General features: G+C 39.9%; 20 protein-coding genes. 13 read left to right on the top strand and 7 right to left on the bottom strand.

Annotation, left to right across the window (positions count from 1 at the left end):
- Nucleotides 1–24: 24 nt before the first annotated feature.
- Nucleotides 25–528, bottom strand: coding sequence for a tRNA (cytidine(34)-2'-O)-methyltransferase (locus ADH90_RS09430; RefSeq protein ID WP_049531055.1), 504 nt, complete (start codon nt 526–528; stop codon nt 25–27).
- A gap of 393 nt (nt 529–921) precedes the next feature.
- On the opposite strand from ADH90_RS09430, the gene trkA reads away from it, so the two are divergent.
- The 4 genes from trkA (at nt 922) to ADH90_RS09410 (ending at nt 5261) form a co-directional block, all read left to right on the top strand.
- The gene (gene trkA / locus ADH90_RS09425) at nt 922–2271 is read left to right on the top strand and encodes a Trk system potassium transporter TrkA (protein ID WP_049531054.1); all 1350 of its coding nucleotides are present in this window, start codon (nt 922–924) and stop codon (nt 2269–2271) included.
- Nucleotides 2272–2274: 3 nt separating this feature from the next.
- The gene (locus tag ADH90_RS09420; RefSeq protein WP_049531053.1) at nt 2275–3714 is read left to right on the top strand and encodes a TrkH family potassium uptake protein; all 1440 of its coding nucleotides are present in this window, start codon (nt 2275–2277) and stop codon (nt 3712–3714) included.
- Nucleotides 3715–3877: 163 nt separating this feature from the next.
- On the top strand, nt 3878–4510 hold the full coding sequence (locus ADH90_RS09415; RefSeq protein WP_049531052.1) for a hypothetical protein: 633 nt from the start codon (nt 3878–3880) through the stop codon (nt 4508–4510).
- A 58-nt stretch (nt 4511–4568) separates the two neighbouring features.
- Entirely contained in the window at nt 4569–5261 is a 693-nt protein-coding gene (locus ADH90_RS09410; protein WP_049531051.1) for a CPBP family intramembrane glutamic endopeptidase, read from the top strand.
- Nucleotides 5262–5888: 627 nt separating this feature from the next.
- Here the strand turns inward: ADH90_RS09410 and ADH90_RS09405 are convergent.
- The 3 genes from ADH90_RS09405 to ADH90_RS09395 all read right to left on the bottom strand — a co-directional run bounded on the left by ADH90_RS09405 (nt 5889) and on the right by ADH90_RS09395 (nt 9042).
- A complete protein-coding gene (locus tag ADH90_RS09405; protein ID WP_049531050.1) occupies nt 5889–7433 on the bottom strand; it encodes a peptide chain release factor 3 in 1545 nt (514 codons plus the stop codon).
- Between the two features lie 207 nt (nt 7434–7640).
- Nucleotides 7641–8333, bottom strand: coding sequence for a TIGR02206 family membrane protein (locus tag ADH90_RS09400; protein ID WP_049531048.1), 693 nt, complete (start codon nt 8331–8333; stop codon nt 7641–7643).
- Between the two features lie 34 nt (nt 8334–8367).
- The gene (locus tag ADH90_RS09395; RefSeq protein WP_049531046.1) at nt 8368–9042 is read right to left on the bottom strand and encodes a TIGR02206 family membrane protein; all 675 of its coding nucleotides are present in this window, start codon (nt 9040–9042) and stop codon (nt 8368–8370) included.
- A 212-nt stretch (nt 9043–9254) separates the two neighbouring features.
- Between ADH90_RS09395 and gatC the strand changes: the two genes are divergently transcribed.
- From gatC to nusB, 9 genes are all read left to right on the top strand, one after another.
- Complete coding sequence (gene gatC / locus ADH90_RS09390) at nt 9255–9557, top strand: Asp-tRNA(Asn)/Glu-tRNA(Gln) amidotransferase subunit GatC (protein ID WP_000705420.1); 303 nt, start codon at nt 9255–9257, stop codon at nt 9555–9557.
- Nucleotides 9557–11023, top strand: coding sequence for an Asp-tRNA(Asn)/Glu-tRNA(Gln) amidotransferase subunit GatA (gene gatA / locus ADH90_RS09385; protein WP_049531044.1), 1467 nt, complete (start codon nt 9557–9559; stop codon nt 11021–11023). The genes gatC and gatA overlap by 1 nt, the downstream gene beginning before the upstream one ends.
- Nucleotides 11023–12468, top strand: coding sequence for an Asp-tRNA(Asn)/Glu-tRNA(Gln) amidotransferase subunit GatB (gatB, locus tag ADH90_RS09380; protein WP_049531042.1), 1446 nt, complete (start codon nt 11023–11025; stop codon nt 12466–12468). Before gatA ends, gatB begins: the two co-directional genes overlap by 1 nt.
- A 52-nt stretch (nt 12469–12520) precedes the next feature.
- Nucleotides 12521–12913, top strand: a complete 393-nt coding sequence (locus ADH90_RS09375) for a hypothetical protein (RefSeq protein WP_045763692.1) — start codon at nt 12521–12523, stop codon at nt 12911–12913.
- A 50-nt stretch (nt 12914–12963) separates the two neighbouring features.
- Entirely contained in the window at nt 12964–13920 is a 957-nt protein-coding gene (locus ADH90_RS09370; RefSeq protein ID WP_049531040.1) for a zinc-ribbon domain-containing transport protein, read from the top strand.
- 9 nt (nt 13921–13929) lie between these two features.
- Complete coding sequence (locus ADH90_RS09365) at nt 13930–15057, top strand: SPFH domain-containing protein (protein WP_049531038.1); 1128 nt, start codon at nt 13930–13932, stop codon at nt 15055–15057.
- A gap of 80 nt (nt 15058–15137) precedes the next feature.
- Nucleotides 15138–15698, top strand: a complete 561-nt coding sequence (gene efp, locus ADH90_RS09360; RefSeq protein ID WP_049531037.1) for an elongation factor P — start codon at nt 15138–15140, stop codon at nt 15696–15698.
- Nucleotides 15699–15726: 28 nt separating this feature from the next.
- Nucleotides 15727–16116, top strand: coding sequence for an Asp23/Gls24 family envelope stress response protein (locus ADH90_RS09355; RefSeq protein ID WP_049503061.1), 390 nt, complete (start codon nt 15727–15729; stop codon nt 16114–16116).
- Nucleotides 16109–16531, top strand: a complete 423-nt coding sequence (gene nusB, locus ADH90_RS09350; RefSeq protein WP_049503062.1) for a transcription antitermination factor NusB — start codon at nt 16109–16111, stop codon at nt 16529–16531. Before ADH90_RS09355 ends, nusB begins: the two co-directional genes overlap by 8 nt.
- Before the next feature lie 54 nt (nt 16532–16585).
- On the opposite strand, the gene ADH90_RS09345 is transcribed toward nusB, so the two are convergent.
- The 3 genes from ADH90_RS09345 to accD form a co-directional block, all read right to left on the bottom strand.
- Entirely contained in the window at nt 16586–17311 is a 726-nt protein-coding gene (locus ADH90_RS09345) for a CPBP family intramembrane glutamic endopeptidase (protein WP_049531036.1), read from the bottom strand.
- Nucleotides 17312–17582: 271 nt separating this feature from the next.
- Complete coding sequence (locus ADH90_RS09340; RefSeq protein WP_049531034.1) at nt 17583–18350, bottom strand: acetyl-CoA carboxylase carboxyl transferase subunit alpha; 768 nt, start codon at nt 18348–18350, stop codon at nt 17583–17585.
- Nucleotides 18350–19213, bottom strand: coding sequence for an acetyl-CoA carboxylase, carboxyltransferase subunit beta (gene accD / locus ADH90_RS09335; protein ID WP_049531032.1), 864 nt, complete (start codon nt 19211–19213; stop codon nt 18350–18352). The genes ADH90_RS09340 and accD overlap by 1 nt, the downstream gene beginning before the upstream one ends.
- Nucleotides 19214–19344 lie beyond the last annotated feature (131 nt).

Here is a 19344-nt window from a genome sequence, read left to right as displayed (position 1 = left end):
AGCGCAAGCATTTTATCTAAGTGTTTATTTCAACTTATCTGTTTCGTAAGTGTGAACTAGTTCGAGACCCACGAAGTTTTGTTGTCGGAGAGCCTCATAGACAATCATACATACTGTATTAGATACATTCAGGCTACGAACATGTTCATCATTCATCGGAATTCTGAGAGCCTTTTCTGGATACTCACGCATAAATTCTTCAGGCAAACCCTTATCTTCACGCCCAAAGAGAAAATAATGATCTCCTTCTATCGTGAAATCTGCATCTGAATAGACTTTTTCTGCAAACTTGGAAATCAAGTAGAGTTGACCATCCATTTTTTCTATAAAATCAGCCAAGCTATCATAAAAATGAATCTCAAGCTTGTCCCAATAATCTAGACCTGCCCGCTTCATCTTACGATCATCAATAGGAAAACCCATCGGTTTGATAATATGAAGGGGAGCATTCGTTGCTGCGCAAGTACGAGCAATATTACCCGTATTTTGTGGAATCTGGGGTTCAAATAATACAATGTGATTTGTCATGCCTTGTTTCCTCTCACTAGTGCAAAAAAATAGCCACACTGCCCGGAGTCAAGCTCAGCAAACAGCGTGGTTAAGGCGTCGTTAACTTACCTCACAACAGGTTTGAAGTAAATCAGCGAAACTACTGTTTTAGTATATCACTTTCAGCTTGATTGTCAATAGAAATGACTTGATTTTTTCAATTTTTTTACAAACATATTTACATTAGCTTAAAATGCTTATGTATTCATTAGAATTACACGAAAATAGCTGATTTATATCTTAAATTTTTAACAAGTAAGATTATCAGTGGGACAATTTTCTACCCTAATAATGAAAAGAGTCGGTTGCCGAGTGCATTTTATTCTAAAAAAGAGTATGATAGATACATATTGAAAAAGTAGGTTATTTGATATGAAGATTATTCTTGTCGGAGGGGGGAAAGTTGGTTCTGCCCTTTGTCGTTCACTTGTCGCTGACAATCATGATGTTGTCTTAATTGAACAGAACGAAACGGTTCTTAATTATATGACAAGCCGTTTTGATATTATTGGAATTGCAGGTAATGGGGCTGACTTTGCCATGCTAGAAGCTGCCAATGTTCAAGACTGCGATATTTTCATCGCTATGACTCAGTATGATGAGGTCAATATGGTCTCTGCTGTCTTAGCTAAAAAGATGGGGGCTAAAGAAACCATCGTCCGTGTCCGCAATCCTGAGTATTCCAACCCTTACTTTAAAGAAAAAAATATTCTCGGATTTTCTCTTATTGTCAATCCAGAACTCCTTGCAGCTCGTGCTATCGCTAATATCATCGATTTCCCAAATGCTCTTTCTGTTGAGCGTTTTGCAGGTGGTTTGGTTAGTTTGATGGAATTTGTTGTCCGTAAGGATAGCAATATCTGTCAGATGTCTATCGCAGACTTCCGGAAAAAGTTTGGCAATGTGATTGTCTGTGCGATTGAGCGCGATCATAAACTGATGATTCCTAGTGGCGACCTTATGTTAGAAGATAAAGACCGTATCTTTGTAACAGGTCATCGTGTCGATATGATGCTTTTTCATAACTATGTCAAATCTCGTGTCGTTAAAAGTTTACTCATTATCGGAGCTGGGAAAATCGCCTACTACCTAGTTGGTATTTTAAAAGATAGCCGTATTGATACCAAGGTCATTGAGCTCAATCCAGATCGCGCAGCATTTTTCAGTCAAAAATATCCAAAACTCTATATTGTACAAGGAGATGGAACTGCAAAAGATATTCTCCTAGAAGAAAGTGCCCAACACTACGATGCTGTCGCAACCCTTACTGGTGTTGACGAAGAAAATATTATTACATCTATGTTCTTGGATAGTGTTGGTGTTCAGAAAAACATCACTAAGGTCAATCGAACTAGTCTCTTAGAGATTATCCATGCACCTGAGTTTTCTAGTATCATCACACCAAAAACAATCGCTGTTGATACGATTATGCACTTTATCCATGGTCGTGCCAATGCCCAGTATTCAGACCTTCAAGCAATGCACCACCTAGCAAATGGACAGATTGAGACTCTCCAATTCCTTATTAAGGAAGCTAACAAGATGACTGGTAAACCTTTGTCTCAACTGAAACTCAAAAAAGATATTTTAATTGCTGCTATTATTCGCAATGGAAAAACAATCTTCCCAACAGGTGAAGATAGCCTTCAAGTCGGTGATAAGTTGGTTGTCATCACACTACTATCAAATATCACCAAGATTTATGATCTGTTAGAGAGGTAAGCTATGAATAGAAGTATGGTACGATTTCTTCTTGCAAAGCTACTCTTGATCGAGGCTGGTCTACTCTTAGTTCCAGTTAGCATTGCTCTTTATTATCGAGAATCGAGTCAAGTTTTTACAGCTCTTTTCTCTACCATCGGGATCCTTGTTGTTCTAGGTCTTCTCGGCATCATCAGCAAGCCTAAAAAACAGCGAATCTATGCAAAAGAAGGGGTCTTAATTGTAGCCCTCTGTTGGATCCTCTGGTCATTCTTTGGTGCCCTTCCCTTTGTCTTTTCAGGGCAAATTCCCAATATGATAGACGCCTTCTTTGAGATTAGTTCTGGCTTCACAACAACTGGAGCAACCATTTTAAATGATGTTTCTGTCTTAAGTCGTTCTCTTCTATTTTGGAGGAGTTTTACCCACCTCATCGGAGGGATGGGGGTACTGGTTTTTGCCCTAGCTATTATGGACAATGCTAAAAATAGTCACCTAGAAGTTATGAAGGCTGAGGTTCCAGGACCAGTATTTGGCAAGGTTGTGTCTAAGCTAAAAAATACAGCCCAAATCCTTTACATCCTCTACCTGGCTATGTTCGCCCTCTTTGTGGTTATTTATTACCTTGCTGGGATGCCACTCTACGATAGTTTTGTTATCGCTATGGGTACTGCTGGTACTGGTGGATTTACTGTTTATAATGACGGAATTGCCCACTATCACAGTTCTCTCATCACCTATCTGACTAGTGTCGGGGTTTTGATGTTTGGTATCAATTTCAACCTCTACTACTACCTCATGCTTCGTCGGATCAAGGAATTCTTTTTTGATGAAGAACTCCGAGCATATCTCTTGATTGTAGCCATATCAACTGGCTTAATCACGCTTAACACACTCCACCTCTATAGTGGCGTTTCACAAAGCTTTGAGATGGCCTTCTTCCAAGTATCTAACATCATTACCACTACCGGTTTTGGATATGGAGATATCACGAACTGGCCTTTGTTCTCTCAATACATCTTGCTAATGCTGATGGCAATCGGTGGTTCTGCTGGTTCTACCGCTGGTGGTCTCAAGGTCATCCGTGGAGTCATCCTATCTAAAATTGCTAAAAATCAAATCTTGTCTACCATATCACCTCACCGTGTGTTAACCCTTCAGGTTAATCAAACGGTTATTGATAAGGATACCCAGCACAAGATCCTGAAGTATTTTGTGGTTTATATCATGATTCTACTCAGTTTGATTTTCATCGTCAGTTTAGATACCAATAATTTAATGGTTGTCACGAGTGCTGTTTTCAGTTGTTTTAACAATATCGGTCCTATTTTAGGAACAACTGCAAGTTTCTCAATTTTTAGTCCATTTTCAAAACTTCTACTATCTTTTGCAATGATTGCAGGACGTCTTGAAATCTATCCAATCATACTGCTCTTTATGAAGCGAACTTGGTCTAAACGTTAGAACAATCAACTTTACACCCTATCTCCCCTCTTCAAGGAACCCTTGAAGGGGGATTTTTTAGTTTCAACAGACAAGACAGCTCTAAAAATCGACAATTGGGAATTTAAGGATTTTTCTCTCCTATCTTTTAGCTATAATAAGAAAAAAATATAGGGGATACTTTATGGAAAAAGTCATAAAATCAATTCGACTACTCTTGTTCTTTGCCTTAATCCAACTGGCATTTTGTAGTTGTATCTTTTGGTCTGGAACCTCTCTAGCCCTTAAACAATCCTGTTTTTATTTTCTACTGGCTTTATTAGGCTTATCTGGGTCTTGTGCCTTTATGCATTATTTATCTAGTCAAAACCTGAAAAGAGATAGACTGATTGATAGGAGTCGCTTTATCTTTTTATTTTATAGTATGATGATTGTGGTCAACCTCTGCGGGGTTGGGCTGGTTCTATCAGATACTATCGTTACTGTCAACTTACTTCAAAAAGCAGCTGTAGAACTCATCCTCCCCTCCTTCTTTTTTCTCTTTGGAGTTGATCTTATTACCTTTCTCCCCTTGAAAAAATGGAGAAGGTTGAAAAAAAATTCAAGTAGCAAGGAAGTGAGATTTTCCATCATCTTCATTTCCATTTTAATCTTCCTACGTAATCCAATCACCATTTTATCCATCGCTTTTTATATTGGCCTTGGCGCTTTATTTCTCAGTTTTTTATTCCCAAAAAACTTAAGACAAGAGGTGTCATTCTACAGTCATTTAATTCGGGATATTCTATTTGTCGTTTGTACCTTCCTCTTATGGTAACAAATAGAATCCTTGCAATAATTATGTTATAATTAAAAAAATTTTAGGAGATACATCAATGAACTTTTTTAAAGATTTTCGTAAACGACTCGCTTGGTTTGGGATTTTGTTAGTAGCTATCTTTCTATCTCAGACTCCTATGCTAACTCTAGCTATACTAACTAAAATTCAGTTTAATCCAATCTGGTCAACAATTCTTGTGTCCCTCATTTCGATTCTTGTACTTGCTATCTTTTTATACGGAGCCCATAAGAGCAAGTTGCTTGATTTAAAATCTAAACTTCTCACCGTTAACGATCTTCCTCGCATTGTCTTTAGCTACCTAGCTATTTATGTTGGAAATCTTGTAGGTGGAATCTGGTTACAACTCATGAAACAAACAACAACTTCTAATCAACAAGTAATTAACAACCTTATTTCTGAAAGCTCTCTGATTAGCAGTTTCTTCCTCATCGTTTTAATCGCACCTATTTGTGAAGAAATCATCTGTCGCGGGATTATTCCTACCAAACTCTTCCAAGGCTACGAAAAGTTTGGCTATGTCATTGGTTGGCTAATCTTCCTCCTTGCACATATGCCTTCTAATCTCCCTTCCTTCTTGATTTATGGTTGGATGTCTACTGTCCTCACTTGGACTGCTTATCGTACCAGACGTTTGGAAATGTCTATCTCGGTCCATATGCTACTTAATAGTATCAGCTTCATCTTACTGGCACTCTTCACAATTTTTATGAAAAATTTCGGTATCTAATACCCAACTATCCATTCCTTTAGGCTAGATCAATCGTCCTGGTCTAAGGGATTTTTTTTGTTTCAAGCAGCACTTTATCTCGGAGAAATTCATTTTTTCTACCATCTTAAAAATTTTAAAAATATTTTTATGCATAAATTTTATATAGTTTAAAAATGGATATCTATACTGAAGCTATTTACCGATTAGCGACCTAAAAGATCTCCTAAACTCCGTCCCTCACCAGGGCGGAGTTTAGGAATTTTGTTAAAATCAGCCAAGAAGAAAAGCCAAGAAGATATTATTCTTGGCCTTTTTAAATAGATTTAAGGTTCCAAAGCAAATACTTTTTTACTACAACACGGAGTTTGGCAAATCGATTTTATTTGCCAAACGCAGTTAGTAAGGCAGCTAGTCCGCTTCCTTTCTGTTACGATGGCAAAACCCACGAATCGATACCATTCGTGGGTTTTGCCTAGTGAAGCGTTTAGGTAAACCGTCTTAGTGAATAGTGTTTATTAGATTACGACACTTAGTTTTACAAATCGATTCCATTTGTAAAACTAAGTTAGTGAGGCAGTTAGGCAAGTCTTATAGGACTTGCCGTAGTCTACTTAGATTGCTTTGCAATCAAGTAGACTTACTGAATCACATCTTCTCTTCTAACTCTACATCTGGATACTTGTCCGCAAACCAGCGGAGAGCAAAATCATTTTCAAAAAGGAAGACAGGTTGGTCAAAGCGGTCTTTAGCCAAGATGTTTCGACTTGAAGACATACGCTCATCCAGATCTTCAGGTTTAATCCAGCGAACCGTCTTTTTACCCATTGGGCTCATAACCACTTCTGCATTGTACTCATTTTCCATACGGTGTTTGAAGACTTCAAACTGCAATTGACCAACGGCACCCAACATATATTCACCTGTTTGGTAGTTGGTATAAAGTTGAATCGCTCCTTCTTGCACCAATTGCTCAATTCCCTTGTGGAAAGATTTTTGTTTCATGACGTTCTTAGCAGAAACTTTCATGAAAATCTCAGGGGTAAAGGTTGGCAGTGGTTCAAACTCAAACTTATTTTTTCCAACAGTTAGTGTATCCCCAACCTGATAAGTACCGGTATCGTAAACCCCGATGATATCTCCAGCTACGGCATTAGTGACATTCTCACGACTTTCTGCCATAAACTGAGTAACATTTGACAGCTTAGCTCCCTTACCAGTACGAGGGAGATTAACACTCATACCACGCTCGAATTCACCCGATACGATACGGACAAAGGCGATACGGTCACGGTGACGAGGATCCATGTTGGCTTGGATTTTAAAGACAAATCCTGAGAAATCCTTGTCGTAAGGATCTACAAGTTCACCATCTGTCTTCTTGTGGCCGTGTGGCTCTGGAGCAAACTTGAGGAAAGTCTCTAAGAAAGTCTGCACACCAAAGTTAGTTAAGGCTGAACCGAAGAATACTGGTGTTAATTCACCCGCAAGGATGGCTTCTTCTGAGAATTCATTTCCAGCTTCTTGCAAGAGTTCGATGTCATCCTTGACTTGCTCGTAGAATGGGTTGCTAGCAAATAGCTTGTCCCCATCTTCCAGACTAGCAAAGCGTTCATCCCCTTTGTAAAGTTCCAAGCGTTGGTTATAGAGGTCATACAAGCCTTCAAAGGCTTTCCCCATCCCGATTGGCCAGTTCATCGGGTAGCTCGCAATACCTAGAACTTCTTCCAATTCTTGCAAGAGATCCAGTGGCTCACGACCGTCACGGTCCAGCTTGTTCATAAAGGTAAAGACTGGAATGCCACGGTGTTTAACAACCTCAAACAATTTCTTGGTTTGGGCCTCGATACCCTTGGCAGAGTCTACAACCATGACAGCCGCATCCACCGCCATCAATGTACGATAGGTATCTTCTGAGAAATCCTCGTGCCCTGGAGTATCTAGGATGTTCACGCGTTTGCCATCGTAGTCAAATTGCATCACAGATGAGGTTACCGAAATCCCACGTTGTTTCTCGATATCCATCCAGTCAGACTTGGCAAAGTTTCCTGTTTTCTTTCCTTTTACAGTACCTGCCTCACGAATCTCTCCCCCAAAATATAGCAATTGCTCTGTAATAGTCGTTTTACCCGCGTCCGGGTGAGAGATGATGGCAAAGGTACGGCGTTTCTTAATTTCTTCTTGAATGTTCATAAGTTCTCTTTCTTTCTACTTTTTTAATAATTTCAATTTATAATCGTTCTTTGTTACATCGGACTCTAAAATTCCTTTCAACACTCCATTATATCGAATTTTAGAGAGTTTTTCAATTGCTTACACAAGAAAAAGCAGGTCAAGATAGTAGACCTGCTCTTCAGATTCTTTTGTTGATTATTTATATCTATCACTCTTAATATCGCTTCACAGATGAATCGTTTCTAGAGCAATTTTCTTTTGCCAACGTTTCTTAAACAAGATATCAAAGAGTACTAGGGCTGCAGATAGAATGATTGAAACCAGAAGATACTTTATCCATATAGGGGCATCTGGGATAAAAGGTGTGGTATTCAAAAGCCCGTAATTTCCACCTGTGACTTGATTAACTCCAACTAGGAAAAGGTTGAGAACAAAAGTGTAGGCGATAATGCGATACTTTTTAAGCAGGTTTTTATCATAGTGATTCATGAGATAAACCAAGGAATTGACCAAGAGAGCATAATGCCCAATCAGGAAAGAAAAGCTGGTAATATGCGGGAAATCATAAGGATCAAAAACCGGATAGCCCAAAGCAAATACTGCCCCACTGGCTCCCAAAAGGGCAAAATACTGCTTAATTTTCCACTTATCTGGCAAGAAAACTACTGCAAACATGGCCAAACGGCAATGGTAAAGAGGCAGACTGTTCGAAAACGGAATCCCAAATCCAATATACCAAGTATAGAGCGCTAGCAATTGCGCTATTTGAATCCACTTAAACAATCGAACAAATTTGGGATTTTTGTAGTAAGTAAGAGAAGCATAAATAGACAAGGCAAGAAGGCCTATCATAACTCCATACCAAAAAATCGGAATAGGCGGTGGCGTCGTTTGGGTTCTTGTAATAAAATGATGCATAAAGTCTCCTTAAGGTAACGAATTCAGTTGTATATTAACTATTCTTATGTTTCCATTTAACAAGTTGATTAATGAAGATGAGAGTTCCTGTCATGAAACTGGTTACTATCAAATAGTTAAGCAAACTACCATGATCCCCAATCACAGGGGGTTTGCTCATAAAGCCATAATTCCCTCCTGTTGCAAGATTAGCTAGAAAAATGATAGCATTGACTCCAAGAGTCATCTGGCAAATCTTCCAAATATCCCTATTTTGAACTTGATAGTATCTGACAAGATAAATCAAGCAGTTTGCTAAGAGGGCCCAGTGGCCGAAAACATTGTTAACCGAGGAAACATGAGGAAAAGGAAAAGGATAGAAGACTGGATAAACTAAAGCCATAATAGAACCAAATACTCCAACCAGGGCGAAATATTGTTTGAAAAAGGTCTTGTTAGGAGCAAAAAGAATCATCCACATAGCCATGCGACTATGATAAAAGGGAAGAGCCTCAGATAGAGGCAGACGCGCCGCAATATACCAAGCGTTGATAATGAGCAACTGAATCAATTGTCCCCAATACCAAAAGTTTCTGTAACCTTTAGATGATGCGAAACGAATCGATAAAACAGCTATGATTACTAAAGAAGTAGGCAATAAGAAGTACCACGTCCCCAAATGAGGAGGAACTGTCTTTTTACTGGTAAAAAGTAAATCCCAAATTTTCATATGTCCTCCTTAACTTGTTCGAATCGGTCAATGTATGCATCTTGTTTGCCGACTAAAAACCAATGCTGTTCTTGCTTCTATTTTCAACCATTATATCGAATTAAAAACCATTTTTCAATTTCTACTTCTTTTCAACTTAGCTCACCTTATTTATAGGAAAATATGGTAAAATAGAACAGATAAATAATCATCATTTCACGAAAGGATACCCGATGAAAATTACGCAAGAAGAGGTAACACACGTTGCCAATCTTTCAAAATTAAGATTCTCTGAAGAAGAAACTGCTGCCTTTGCAACTACCTTGTCCAAGATTGTAGACATGGTTGAATTGCTGGGCGAAGTCGACACAACTGGTGTCGCACCTACTACGACCATGGCAGACCGCAAAACTGTACTCCGCCCTGATGTGGCCGAAGAAGGAACAGACCGTGACCGCTTGTTTAAAAACGTACCTGAAAAAGAAAACTACTATATCAAGGTACCAGCTATCCTAGATGATGGAGGAGATGCCTAATGACTTTTAATAACAAAACTATTGAAGACTTGCACAATCTCCTTGTCTCTAAGGAAATTTCTGCAACTGAATTGACACAAGCCACGCTAGAAGATATCAAGTCTCGCGAGACAACTATCAACGCTTTTGTCACTATCGCAGAAGAGCAAGCCCTTGCACAAGCTAAAGCTATTGATGAAGCTGGAATTGACGTGGATAATGTCCTTTCTGGAATTCCACTGGCTGTTAAGGATAATATCTCTACTGACGGTATCCTTACAACTGCAGCCTCAAAAATGCTCTACAACTACGAGCCAATCTTTGATGCGACAGCCGTTGCCAATGCCAAAGCTAAGGGTATGATTGTTGTCGGAAAAACCAACATGGACGAGTTTGCCATGGGTGGTTCAGGTGAAACTTCTCACTACGGTGCGACTAAAAATGCTTGGGACCACAGCAAGGTTCCTGGTGGTTCATCAAGTGGTTCTGCTACTTCTGTAGCTTCAGGACAAGTCCGTTTGTCACTTGGTTCTGATACTGGTGGTTCTATCCGCCAACCTGCTGCCTTCAACGGGATTGTTGGTCTCAAACCAACCTACGGAACAGTTTCACGTTTCGGTCTCATTGCCTTCGGTAGCTCATTAGACCAGATTGGACCTTTTGCACCAACTGTTAAAGAAAATGCCCTCTTGCTCAACGCGATTGCCAGCGAAGATGCTAAAGACTCTACTTCTGCTCCTGTCCGCATTGCCGACTTTACTTCAAAAATCGGTAAAGACATCAAGGGCATGAAAATTGCTTTGCCTAAAGAATATCTCGGTGAAGGGATTGACCCCGAGGTTAAGGAAACCATTCTTAACGCAGCCAAACACTTTGAAAAACTTGGTGCTATCGTCGAAGAAGTCAGCCTTCCTCACTCTAAATACGGTGTTGCTGTTTACTACATTATCGCTTCATCAGAAGCCTCCTCAAACTTGCAACGCTTTGACGGTATCCGTTACGGCTACCGCGCAGAAGATGCGACTAATCTTGATGAAATCTATGTAAACAGCCGTAGTCAAGGTTTCGGTGAAGAGGTGAAACGCCGTATCATGCTGGGTACCTTTAGCCTTTCATCAGGTTACTATGATGCCTACTATAAAAAAGCTGGACAAGTCCGTACCCTCATCATCCAAGATTTCGAAAACGTCTTTGCGGATTATGACTTGATTTTGGGACCAACTGCTCCAAGTGTTGCTTATGACTTGGATTCACTCAACCATGACCCAGTTGCCATGTACTTGGCTGACCTTTTGACCATCCCTGTCAACTTGGCAGGTCTACCAGGAATTTCGATTCCTGCTGGATTTGCTCAAGGTCTACCAGTAGGACTCCAATTGATTGGTCCTAAATACTCAGAAGAGACTATCTACCAAGCTGCTGCTGCTTTTGAAGCAACAACAGACTACCACAAGCAACAACCCGTGATTTTTGGAGGTGATAACTAATGAACTTTGAAACAGTCATTGGACTTGAAGTCCACGTAGAGCTCAACACCAATTCAAAAATCTTCTCACCTACTTCTGCCCACTTCGGAAACGACCAAAATGCCAATACTAACGTGATTGACTGGTCTTTCCCTGGCGTACTGCCAGTTCTCAATAAGGGTGTTGTCGATGCTGGTATCAAGGCAGCTCTTGCCCTCAACATGGACATCCATAAGAAGATGCACTTTGATCGCAAAAACTACTTCTATCCTGATAATCCTAAAGCCTATCAAATTTCTCAGTTTGATGAGCCAATCGGTTATAACGGCTGGATTGAAGTGGAGCTAGAAGACGGAACAACTAAGAAAATCGGTATTGAGCGTGCCCATTTGGAAGAAGATGCTGGTAAAAATACTCACGGAACAGATGGTTTCTCTTATGTCGACCTTAATCGTCAAGGGGTGCCATTGATTGAGATTGTATCTGAAGCCGACATGCGCTCACCAGAAGAAGCTTATGCTTATCTAACAGCTCTTAAGGAAGTGATCCAGTATGCTGGTATCTCTGACGTTAAGATGGAAGAAGGTTCCATGCGTGTGGATGCCAACATCTCCCTTCGTCCTTATGGTCAAGAGAAATTTGGTACCAAAACTGAGTTGAAAAACCTCAACTCCTTCTCAAACGTGCGTAAGGGTCTTGAGTACGAAGTGCAACGTCAGGCTGAAATTCTTCGCTCAGGTGGTCAAATCCGCCAAGAAACACGTCGTTACGATGAAGCGAACAAAGCAACCATCCTCATGCGTGTCAAGGAAGGTGCTGCAGACTACCGCTACTTCCCAGAACCAGATCTACCACTCTTTGAAATCTCAGATGAATGGATCGAAGAGATGCGTACTGAATTGCCAGAGTTTCCAAAAGAGCGCCGTGCTCGTTACGTATCTCAACTTGGCTTATCAGAATACGATGCTAGCCAGTTGACTGCCAATAAAGTCACTTCTGATTTCTTTGAAAAAGCTGTCGCCCTCGGTGGTGATGCTAAACAAGTTTCTAACTGGCTCCAAGGTGAAGTCGCTCAATTCTTGAACGCCGAAGGTAAGACACTGGAACAAATCGAATTGACACCAGAAAACTTGGTTGAAATGATTGCCATCATCGAAGACGGTACTATTTCGTCTAAGATTGCCAAGAAAGTCTTTGTTCACCTTGCTAAAAATGGTGGTAGTGCTCGTGAATACGTTGAAAAAGCTGGTTTGGTTCAAATCTCAGATCCTGATGTTTTGATTCCAATTATTCATCAAGTATTTGCGGATAACGAAGCCGCTGTTGCCGACTTCAAGTCAGGAAAACGTAACGCTGACAAGGCCTTCACAGGATTCCTCATGAAAGCAACCAAGGGTCAAGCCAACCCACAAGTCGCTCTTAAACTACTTGCCCAAGAATTGGCGAAGTTGAAAGAGAACGAGTAAATATACTTTCGTTAATAGCCTTTTCTACTAAAAAATAGAATAAGGAGAATAAATGAACAAATTTTTACGAGTACTATTTATTTTAGTTATTGTCGCCATGTTGGGTGCTTCTATTCTACAAATCTTTCTCCCATCATATATGGGAGAGCATTCTGGTTACGGTATTTCTGCAGGATGGCAAAGAGAAATTGGAATTTGGAATCTAGCTGTCTTAATTATTATTCTTGCCGTTAATATTAAGTACGATTGGTTTTACCTGCGAATTGCCCTTCTTGCCCTCATTATTGGTGGTATAGGAATAGGAACAAATCATTTGTTAAATTTTATTGAATATCATTCTCCTGTTAATGCGATTGGTGCTATCGAGAATTATATACTCGTATTTGGTTGGATTATAGGGTGGTTTATTGAAAATAAAACTATAAAACTCCAAAACTCTTTATAGACATAAAATTTAGCAAAAACTATTTTTGTACTCACATAGTTAGGAGACATATGAAAAAGTTATATACTCTTCTCGCCACTTGTTTATTGTTGTTCTTCTTCACACCATTTAACTCAATTGATGCTGGCGTTGGCCATTCGCGAAGTGGTAGCTCTAGCCGAAGCAGTTCAAGAAGTAGCAGCCGCAGTAGCTCAAGTCGCAGCTCCTCTTATAGAAGTAGTTATCGCTCTGGAAGTAGCTCCTCTAGTTCAGGTGGTTCTTTAGGTACTGGTATGAACATGCTTATCATGTTTGGTGTTGGAGGTTTCTTACTCTACATGTTCATCAAATATCTAAGCGACCAGAATTCATCTTCTGGCAAGTCTTACGGCAGTTCAACTGGATATAATCCACCTAGCCATCGCCGAGTAGAACACAACACACTAGCTGTTAGTCGTGTCAAACATGGTGATCCAAACTTTGATACTGATGCCTTCGCTTCATGGGTTAAAGAAGTCTATATTCAGTTGCAGGCAGCCTGGACTAAAAAGGATTGGAATTTGGTTCGCTCTCTCGAAAGTACTAGTCTCTATTCCCAACATAGTACTCAACTCGAAGATCATATTCGGGCAAAAACAACCAATGTTTTAGAAAAAGTCTATGTTGAAAATATCCGCATTAAAGATTTCTACGAAAATCCAGATGGTAACGATACCCTTGTTGTTATCTTGTCATCTACACTCAGAGACTATGTCATTGAAGACCAAAGCAAACGTGTCATCGAAGGTGATCCTCAAGAGGACTTGTTTACAGTTTATCAAATGAACTTTATCCGCAAACACGGAAGTCAAACTGAACTAAATGTCAGTGATGAAGCAATCAGTGACCACTGTCCAAACTGTGGTGCTCCACTTAAAATCTCAGCTATTAGCCAATGTGAATATTGCGGAGCTGAGCTCACACGTAGTCCAAATCAATGGGTACTCGATACCTACGATGTTGTGGATGAAGACGAACTTTATAATTAGGAGGAAATTATGGGATTTATTCGTGCCGCTCTATCTTCAGGGCTTAATAGTTTCAACGATAGCAAATTTAAAGAAGCTATCGTACTTCCAAATAACCTAACAGCCGATGCTTTGGCCATTAAAGGCCAACTTCTTTCAAAAGATCCAGATGGTAAATCTAGACAAAGCAATCAAAACACTGGACTACTAACAGATGGTAGCATTGTCATTGTGCCTCAAGGCTATGTAGCTATTCTAGTGAACAACGGTACCTTCCTTGGAGATGTCTTAGAAGCTGGTAGCCACGAATGGCGTTCTGGAGACAATGCCTGGCTTCTTGAAAAAGGTGGCCTAAAGGGCACTTGGGAAAATTTCAAAAACCGCTTCTCATTTGGTGGTCAAGTCATTACCCAACAAGAAATCATCTTTATTCGTATGCAACCCGTTGCCGGAAATAAATTCGGTACACAGAATGCTGTAGAATACTTCAGTGAACGTTATCAACAATTACTTAACATCCGCTTCTACGGTTTGTTTGATATCAAAGTTGCTGATCCAGTCCTATTCTATGTTAGCTCCATCAGTCAACAGATTGAAGACCATAAAGCCTTTACATTACAAAATGTAGCTCAAGGAACACTTCGACAAAATATCGCACCAAAGATTGCCATTGCAATTGCTAAATTTACCAATGAAAACAAGGTAGATATCTATAGCCTTAATGCCAATCAAGATACTTTCAATGAGCTAGCAAAACAAGAAGTTAACAAGGTATGGGCTGGACTTTATGGGATTGAAACAACCAACATCCTGCTTGAAGATTTGAGCTATGATCAAGAAAGCTTAGATATTGTCCGTAAACTCGATAGCGAGCTTGTCGCTATGAAGTACAATACGATTGAGATTGAAGAACGTCGTGCTCGTAATGAAGCTCTCATCGCTGCTGCTAACAATGAAGGCAATGGTAATGGTATGAACATGATTATGGGAATGAACCTAGGACAAACACTTGGCGGTCAACTCAACCAACAAGCCCAAACTCAAGCCCCTATTCAAAATAATGGGCAAACTGCAAGCAAGAACTTTTACATCGAGGTAGACGGCAAGTATGTTCTCGTAACCAAAGATGAAGAAGGAAATATCGTACCAGTCAACTAATTCAAGCTCATCTGATATTTGAGAATTATTGCATTTTATGGTACAATAAAGAGTAAACTATTTATAAAAGAGGTATAAACATGATTGAAGCAAGTAAACTAAAGGCTGGTATGACTTTTGAAACAGCTGACGGAAAATTGATCCGCGTTTTGGAAGCTAGCCACCACAAACCAGGTAAAGGAAACACTATCATGCGTATGAAATTGCGTGATGTCCGCACTGGTTCAACTTTTGAAACAAGCTACCGCCCAGAAGAAAAATTTGAGCAAGCGATCATCGAAACAGTTCCAGCTCAATACTTGTACAAAATGGACGACACAGCTTACTTCATGAATACAGAAACTTATGACCAATACGAAATTCCTGTTGTGAATGTTGAAAACGAATTGCTTTACATCCTTGAAAACTCAGATGTAAAAATCCAATTCTACGGAACTGAAGTAATCGGTGTGACTGTACCAACTACTGTTGAATTGACAGTTACTGAAACACAGCCATCTATTAAAGGTGCTACTGTTACAGGTTCTGGTAAACCAGCAACAATGGAAACTGGTCTTGTCGTAAACGTTCCAGACTTCATCGAAGCAGGTCAAAAATTGATTATCAACACTGCAGAAGGAACTTACGTTTCTCGCGCCTAATCTCTAGAAACTAGAAAGAGGTCATTCTATGGGAATTGAAGAACAACTTGGCGAAATCGTCATCGCCCCACGTGTACTTGAAAAAATCATTGCTATTGCAACTGCGAAAGTTGAAGGCGTACACTCTTTTTCAAACAAATCAGTATCTGACACCCTTTCAAAACTTTCTCTTGGTCGTGGCGTATATCTAAAAGAAGCAAACGATGAGCTCACAGCTGATATCTACCTCTACCTAGAGTACGGTGTCAAAGTTCCTAAGGTTGCTATGGCTATCCAGAAAGCTGTTAAGGATGCTGTCCGTAACATGGCTGATGTTGAAATCTCTGCTGTCAACATTCACGTTGCAGGTATCGTTCCAGATAAAACACCAAAACCAGAATTGAAAGACTTATTCGACGAGGACTTCCTCAATGACTAGTCCATTATTAGAATCTAGACGTGAACTACGTAAGTGTGCCTTCCAAGCCTTGATGAGTCTTGAATTTGGTTCAGATCTAGAAACTGCTTGTCGCTTCGCCTACACACATGATCGCGAAGATACAGACGTACAACTTCCTAACTTCCTTGTAGAGCTCGTTTCTGGTGTCCAAGCTAAAAAGGATGATCTGGACAAACAAATCACTCAACATTTGAAAACTGGTTGGACCATCGATCGTCTAACTTTGGTAGAAAAGAATTTACTACGCCTAGGAGTTTTTGAAATCACTTCATTTGATACTCCTCAGCTCGTAGCTGTTAACGAAGCCATTGAACTTGCTAAGAGCTTTTCAGATCAAAAGTCAGCCCGTTTCATCAATGGACTCCTTAGTCAATTTGTGACAGAAGAAGATTAAATAATATAGAAAAAGTGTTTGACAATTATCAAACACTTTTTTCTTTCCCTTCCCCTATCTAAAAAAGTGGTAATAGACATAATTATAAACAAATATCCAGATGGGCTTTGCATAAGTGAGAAAGTTGAAAAAACTATGGCACAGGATTGTGATTTTTAGATTCTTTGTCCAACGGTAGACAAGGGCAAAGAAGAGACCGCCTAAACTATAAAACATCAAACTGATGAGATCGCGATGGGAAAATACCAAATGACTGATTCCAAAGATAAGGGCTGATAAGATAACATCCAGATAATACCTGGACTTGGGAAAGAAGGTATTCATAAAATACCCTCTATCAACCGTCTCCTCAAATATAGGAGCAACGATGACACTCGATATAAAATAGAAACTAGTCGCTAAAAAAGTAGGTGGTCCATTTGAATATAAAGTCGAAATAAGGTCTTGAAAGATATACTTGTTATCAATTAAGTGATGAAACTGTAATTGAAAAGCATCCACCAATTGACGATCAAAATAAGTAGCCACTAGAGCGACTAGAAGATAAAGATTTGTCGACCATTTCCAAGACTCATTTTCAACGATATAGAGCATCTTTTTCTTTTTCAACCAGTAGATAAATGACAGTAAAAGAGCTATTACTTCTACTGTTAAAAAGATAGAATAGGCATCTATCCCCCATCCTAAAAACTTAGTCAGATGCATAATCCCTAACTCTGGTAGATAAACCGATAAAAATACCAGTAAGATGAAGACTCCCAAATGCCCTAGTTTTTTCATACTCACTCCTAAAAAATTACCTTGATGGAGGAAAAAAATAACAACCCCCTATTCAGTTTATCAGTTATATACTGACCAAGCACAGCATAAAATCTATAAAAACTTAGTCTATTCTCTGTAGCACTTATAGATTATCATTCCTTATTATATAATATACATCTTTTTTTTAATGACTCTCAGTTCCATTTCCTCAACTGTCAATTTTTAATCCTGAAATGAATTTTTGAGAGAAACCAATAAGCTAGAACCTTTTTTAGTTCTAGCTGTCTTTTTAATATTTTCTAAAGCGTTGATAACGCTCTTCCAAAAGTTTCTCCGACGATAATTGTTTTAATTGTTCAATTTCTGTTTGAAGTTCATTTTTTACACGAGCTAGCAGCTCTTTGGCAGAGAGGCCTCTCTCTGAAATAACCTTATCTACGACTTCCATCTCCAAAAGTTCATGTGAAGTGATTTTCATCAACTCAGCTGCTTCCATGGCACGCGTGCCATCTTTCCACAAGATAGAAGCAAAGCCTTCAGGACTGAGAACTGCATAGATAGAGTTTTCTAGCATCCAAACACGGTCAGCCACTGCTAGAGCTAGAGCTCCACCAGAGCCTCCTTCTCCGATAATAATGGCGATAATGGGCACTTTGAGGTCGCTCATCTCCATGAGGTTACGAGCAATGGCTTCACCTTGACCACGTTCTTCTGCTCCTACACCAGGATAGGCACCCGCAGTATTGATAAAGGTTACAACTGGACGACCAAACTTTTCTGCTTGCTTCATCAAACGAAGGGCTTTTCGGTAACCTTCAGGATGAGGTTGACCAAAGTTACGGTTAAGATTATCTTGTAAACTTTTACCTTTTTGGATTCCGACAACAGTTACCGCTTGGTCTCCTAACCATCCGATACCACCAATAACAGCACCATCATCACGGAAGGAGCGGTCCCCATGCAGCTCAATAAAGTCATCAAAAATTCCTGTTGCGAAGTCCAAGGCAGTTAAGCGGGTTTGTTCGCGTGCTTCTCTGACGATTTTCGCTATATTCATCAACGATCCCCCTTATGCAACCTTACTAATCGAGCAATCGTATCTGGCAATTCTCGCCGTTTTACAATTGCATCTACAAAGCCATGCTCTAGAAGAAACTCTGCCTTCTGGAAGTCTTCTGGTAGGTCTTCTCTTACTGTATTTTCAATCACACGGCGTCCAGCAAAACCTACTAAACTTTGGGGTTCTGCCAAGATGATATCCCCTTCCATAGCGAAGGAAGCTGTTACTCCTCCAGTCGTCGGGTCTGTAAGGATTGTCAGATAAAAGAGACCTGCATTGGAATGACGTTTGACTGCGGCAGAGATTTTGGCCATCTGCATCAAGCTCATGATTCCTTCCTGCATGCGTGCTCCGCCAGAAGCTGTAAACAATACGACAGGTAATTTTTCAGCGGTCGCATATTCGAACAAGCGAGTGATTTTCTCACCAACAACTGTTCCCATTGACGCCATAATAAAGTTAGAATCCATGATGCCAAGGGCAACCTTCTCTCCCTTAATCAAAGCAGTTCCTGTAACAACAGCTTCATCAAGACCTGTCTTTTCACGCATCAAAGTCAATTTTTTACGATAGTCTGGAAAATTCAAAGGATCCTGAGTCTCAATCCCTTTAAACATTTCCAAAAACGTACCCATATCAATGGTTAAAGCTAAACGCTCTTGAGCTGAAATACGGAAGGTATAGCCACAGTGAGGGCATATACGCTCACTCCCCAAGTCCTTTTGGTAAATCGTATATTTGCAACCTGGACATTGGGAGAAGAGCTCATCTGGAACCTCTGGCTTGATCTGAGGTTGATTTACAGTCGAACGATTGGGATTGATTCGAATATATTTATCTTTTTTACTAAATAGAGCCATACATCCCCCTTTTCAGTCTTATACTATTTTTATACTCAATGAAAATCAAAGAGCAAACTAGGAAGCTAGCTGCAGGTTGCTCAAAGCACTGCTTTGAGGTTGTAGATAAGACTGACGAAGTCAGTCACATA

Source organism: Streptococcus pseudopneumoniae, from assembly GCF_001073085.1.
Classification (GTDB): domain Bacteria; phylum Bacillota; class Bacilli; order Lactobacillales; family Streptococcaceae; genus Streptococcus; species Streptococcus pseudopneumoniae_M.
Note: the sequence above shows the minus strand (reverse complement) of the source record. Positions and strands in the feature narration are given on the sequence as shown.

Coding starts and splice junctions, on each gene's coding strand:
- ADH90_RS09340 (WP_049531034.1), bottom strand. CDS start 18,350: ATGAATATAGCGAAAATCGTCAGAGAAGCACGCGAACAAACCCGCTTA.
- ADH90_RS09370 (WP_049531040.1), top strand. CDS start 12,964: ATGAAAAAGTTATATACTCTTCTCGCCACTTGTTTATTGTTGTTCTTC.
- gatB (WP_049531042.1), top strand. CDS start 11,023: ATGAACTTTGAAACAGTCATTGGACTTGAAGTCCACGTAGAGCTCAAC.
- ADH90_RS09420 (WP_049531053.1), top strand. CDS start 2,275: ATGAATAGAAGTATGGTACGATTTCTTCTTGCAAAGCTACTCTTGATC.
- ADH90_RS09430 (WP_049531055.1), bottom strand. CDS start 528: ATGACAAATCACATTGTATTATTTGAACCCCAGATTCCACAAAATACG.
- ADH90_RS09400 (WP_049531048.1), bottom strand. CDS start 8,333: ATGCATCATTTTATTACAAGAACCCAAACGACGCCACCGCCTATTCCG.
- ADH90_RS09375 (WP_045763692.1), top strand. CDS start 12,521: ATGAACAAATTTTTACGAGTACTATTTATTTTAGTTATTGTCGCCATG.
- nusB (WP_049503062.1), top strand. CDS start 16,109: ATGACTAGTCCATTATTAGAATCTAGACGTGAACTACGTAAGTGTGCC.
- gatC (WP_000705420.1), top strand. CDS start 9,255: ATGAAAATTACGCAAGAAGAGGTAACACACGTTGCCAATCTTTCAAAA.
- ADH90_RS09355 (WP_049503061.1), top strand. CDS start 15,727: ATGGGAATTGAAGAACAACTTGGCGAAATCGTCATCGCCCCACGTGTA.
- trkA (WP_049531054.1), top strand. CDS start 922: ATGAAGATTATTCTTGTCGGAGGGGGGAAAGTTGGTTCTGCCCTTTGT.
- ADH90_RS09365 (WP_049531038.1), top strand. CDS start 13,930: ATGGGATTTATTCGTGCCGCTCTATCTTCAGGGCTTAATAGTTTCAAC.
- efp (WP_049531037.1), top strand. CDS start 15,138: ATGATTGAAGCAAGTAAACTAAAGGCTGGTATGACTTTTGAAACAGCT.
- ADH90_RS09410 (WP_049531051.1), top strand. CDS start 4,569: ATGAACTTTTTTAAAGATTTTCGTAAACGACTCGCTTGGTTTGGGATT.
- gatA (WP_049531044.1), top strand. CDS start 9,557: ATGACTTTTAATAACAAAACTATTGAAGACTTGCACAATCTCCTTGTC.
- accD (WP_049531032.1), bottom strand. CDS start 19,213: ATGGCTCTATTTAGTAAAAAAGATAAATATATTCGAATCAATCCCAAT.
- ADH90_RS09345 (WP_049531036.1), bottom strand. CDS start 17,311: ATGAAAAAACTAGGGCATTTGGGAGTCTTCATCTTACTGGTATTTTTA.
- ADH90_RS09405 (WP_049531050.1), bottom strand. CDS start 7,433: ATGAACATTCAAGAAGAAATTAAGAAACGCCGTACCTTTGCCATCATC.
- ADH90_RS09395 (WP_049531046.1), bottom strand. CDS start 9,042: ATGAAAATTTGGGATTTACTTTTTACCAGTAAAAAGACAGTTCCTCCT.
- ADH90_RS09415 (WP_049531052.1), top strand. CDS start 3,878: ATGGAAAAAGTCATAAAATCAATTCGACTACTCTTGTTCTTTGCCTTA.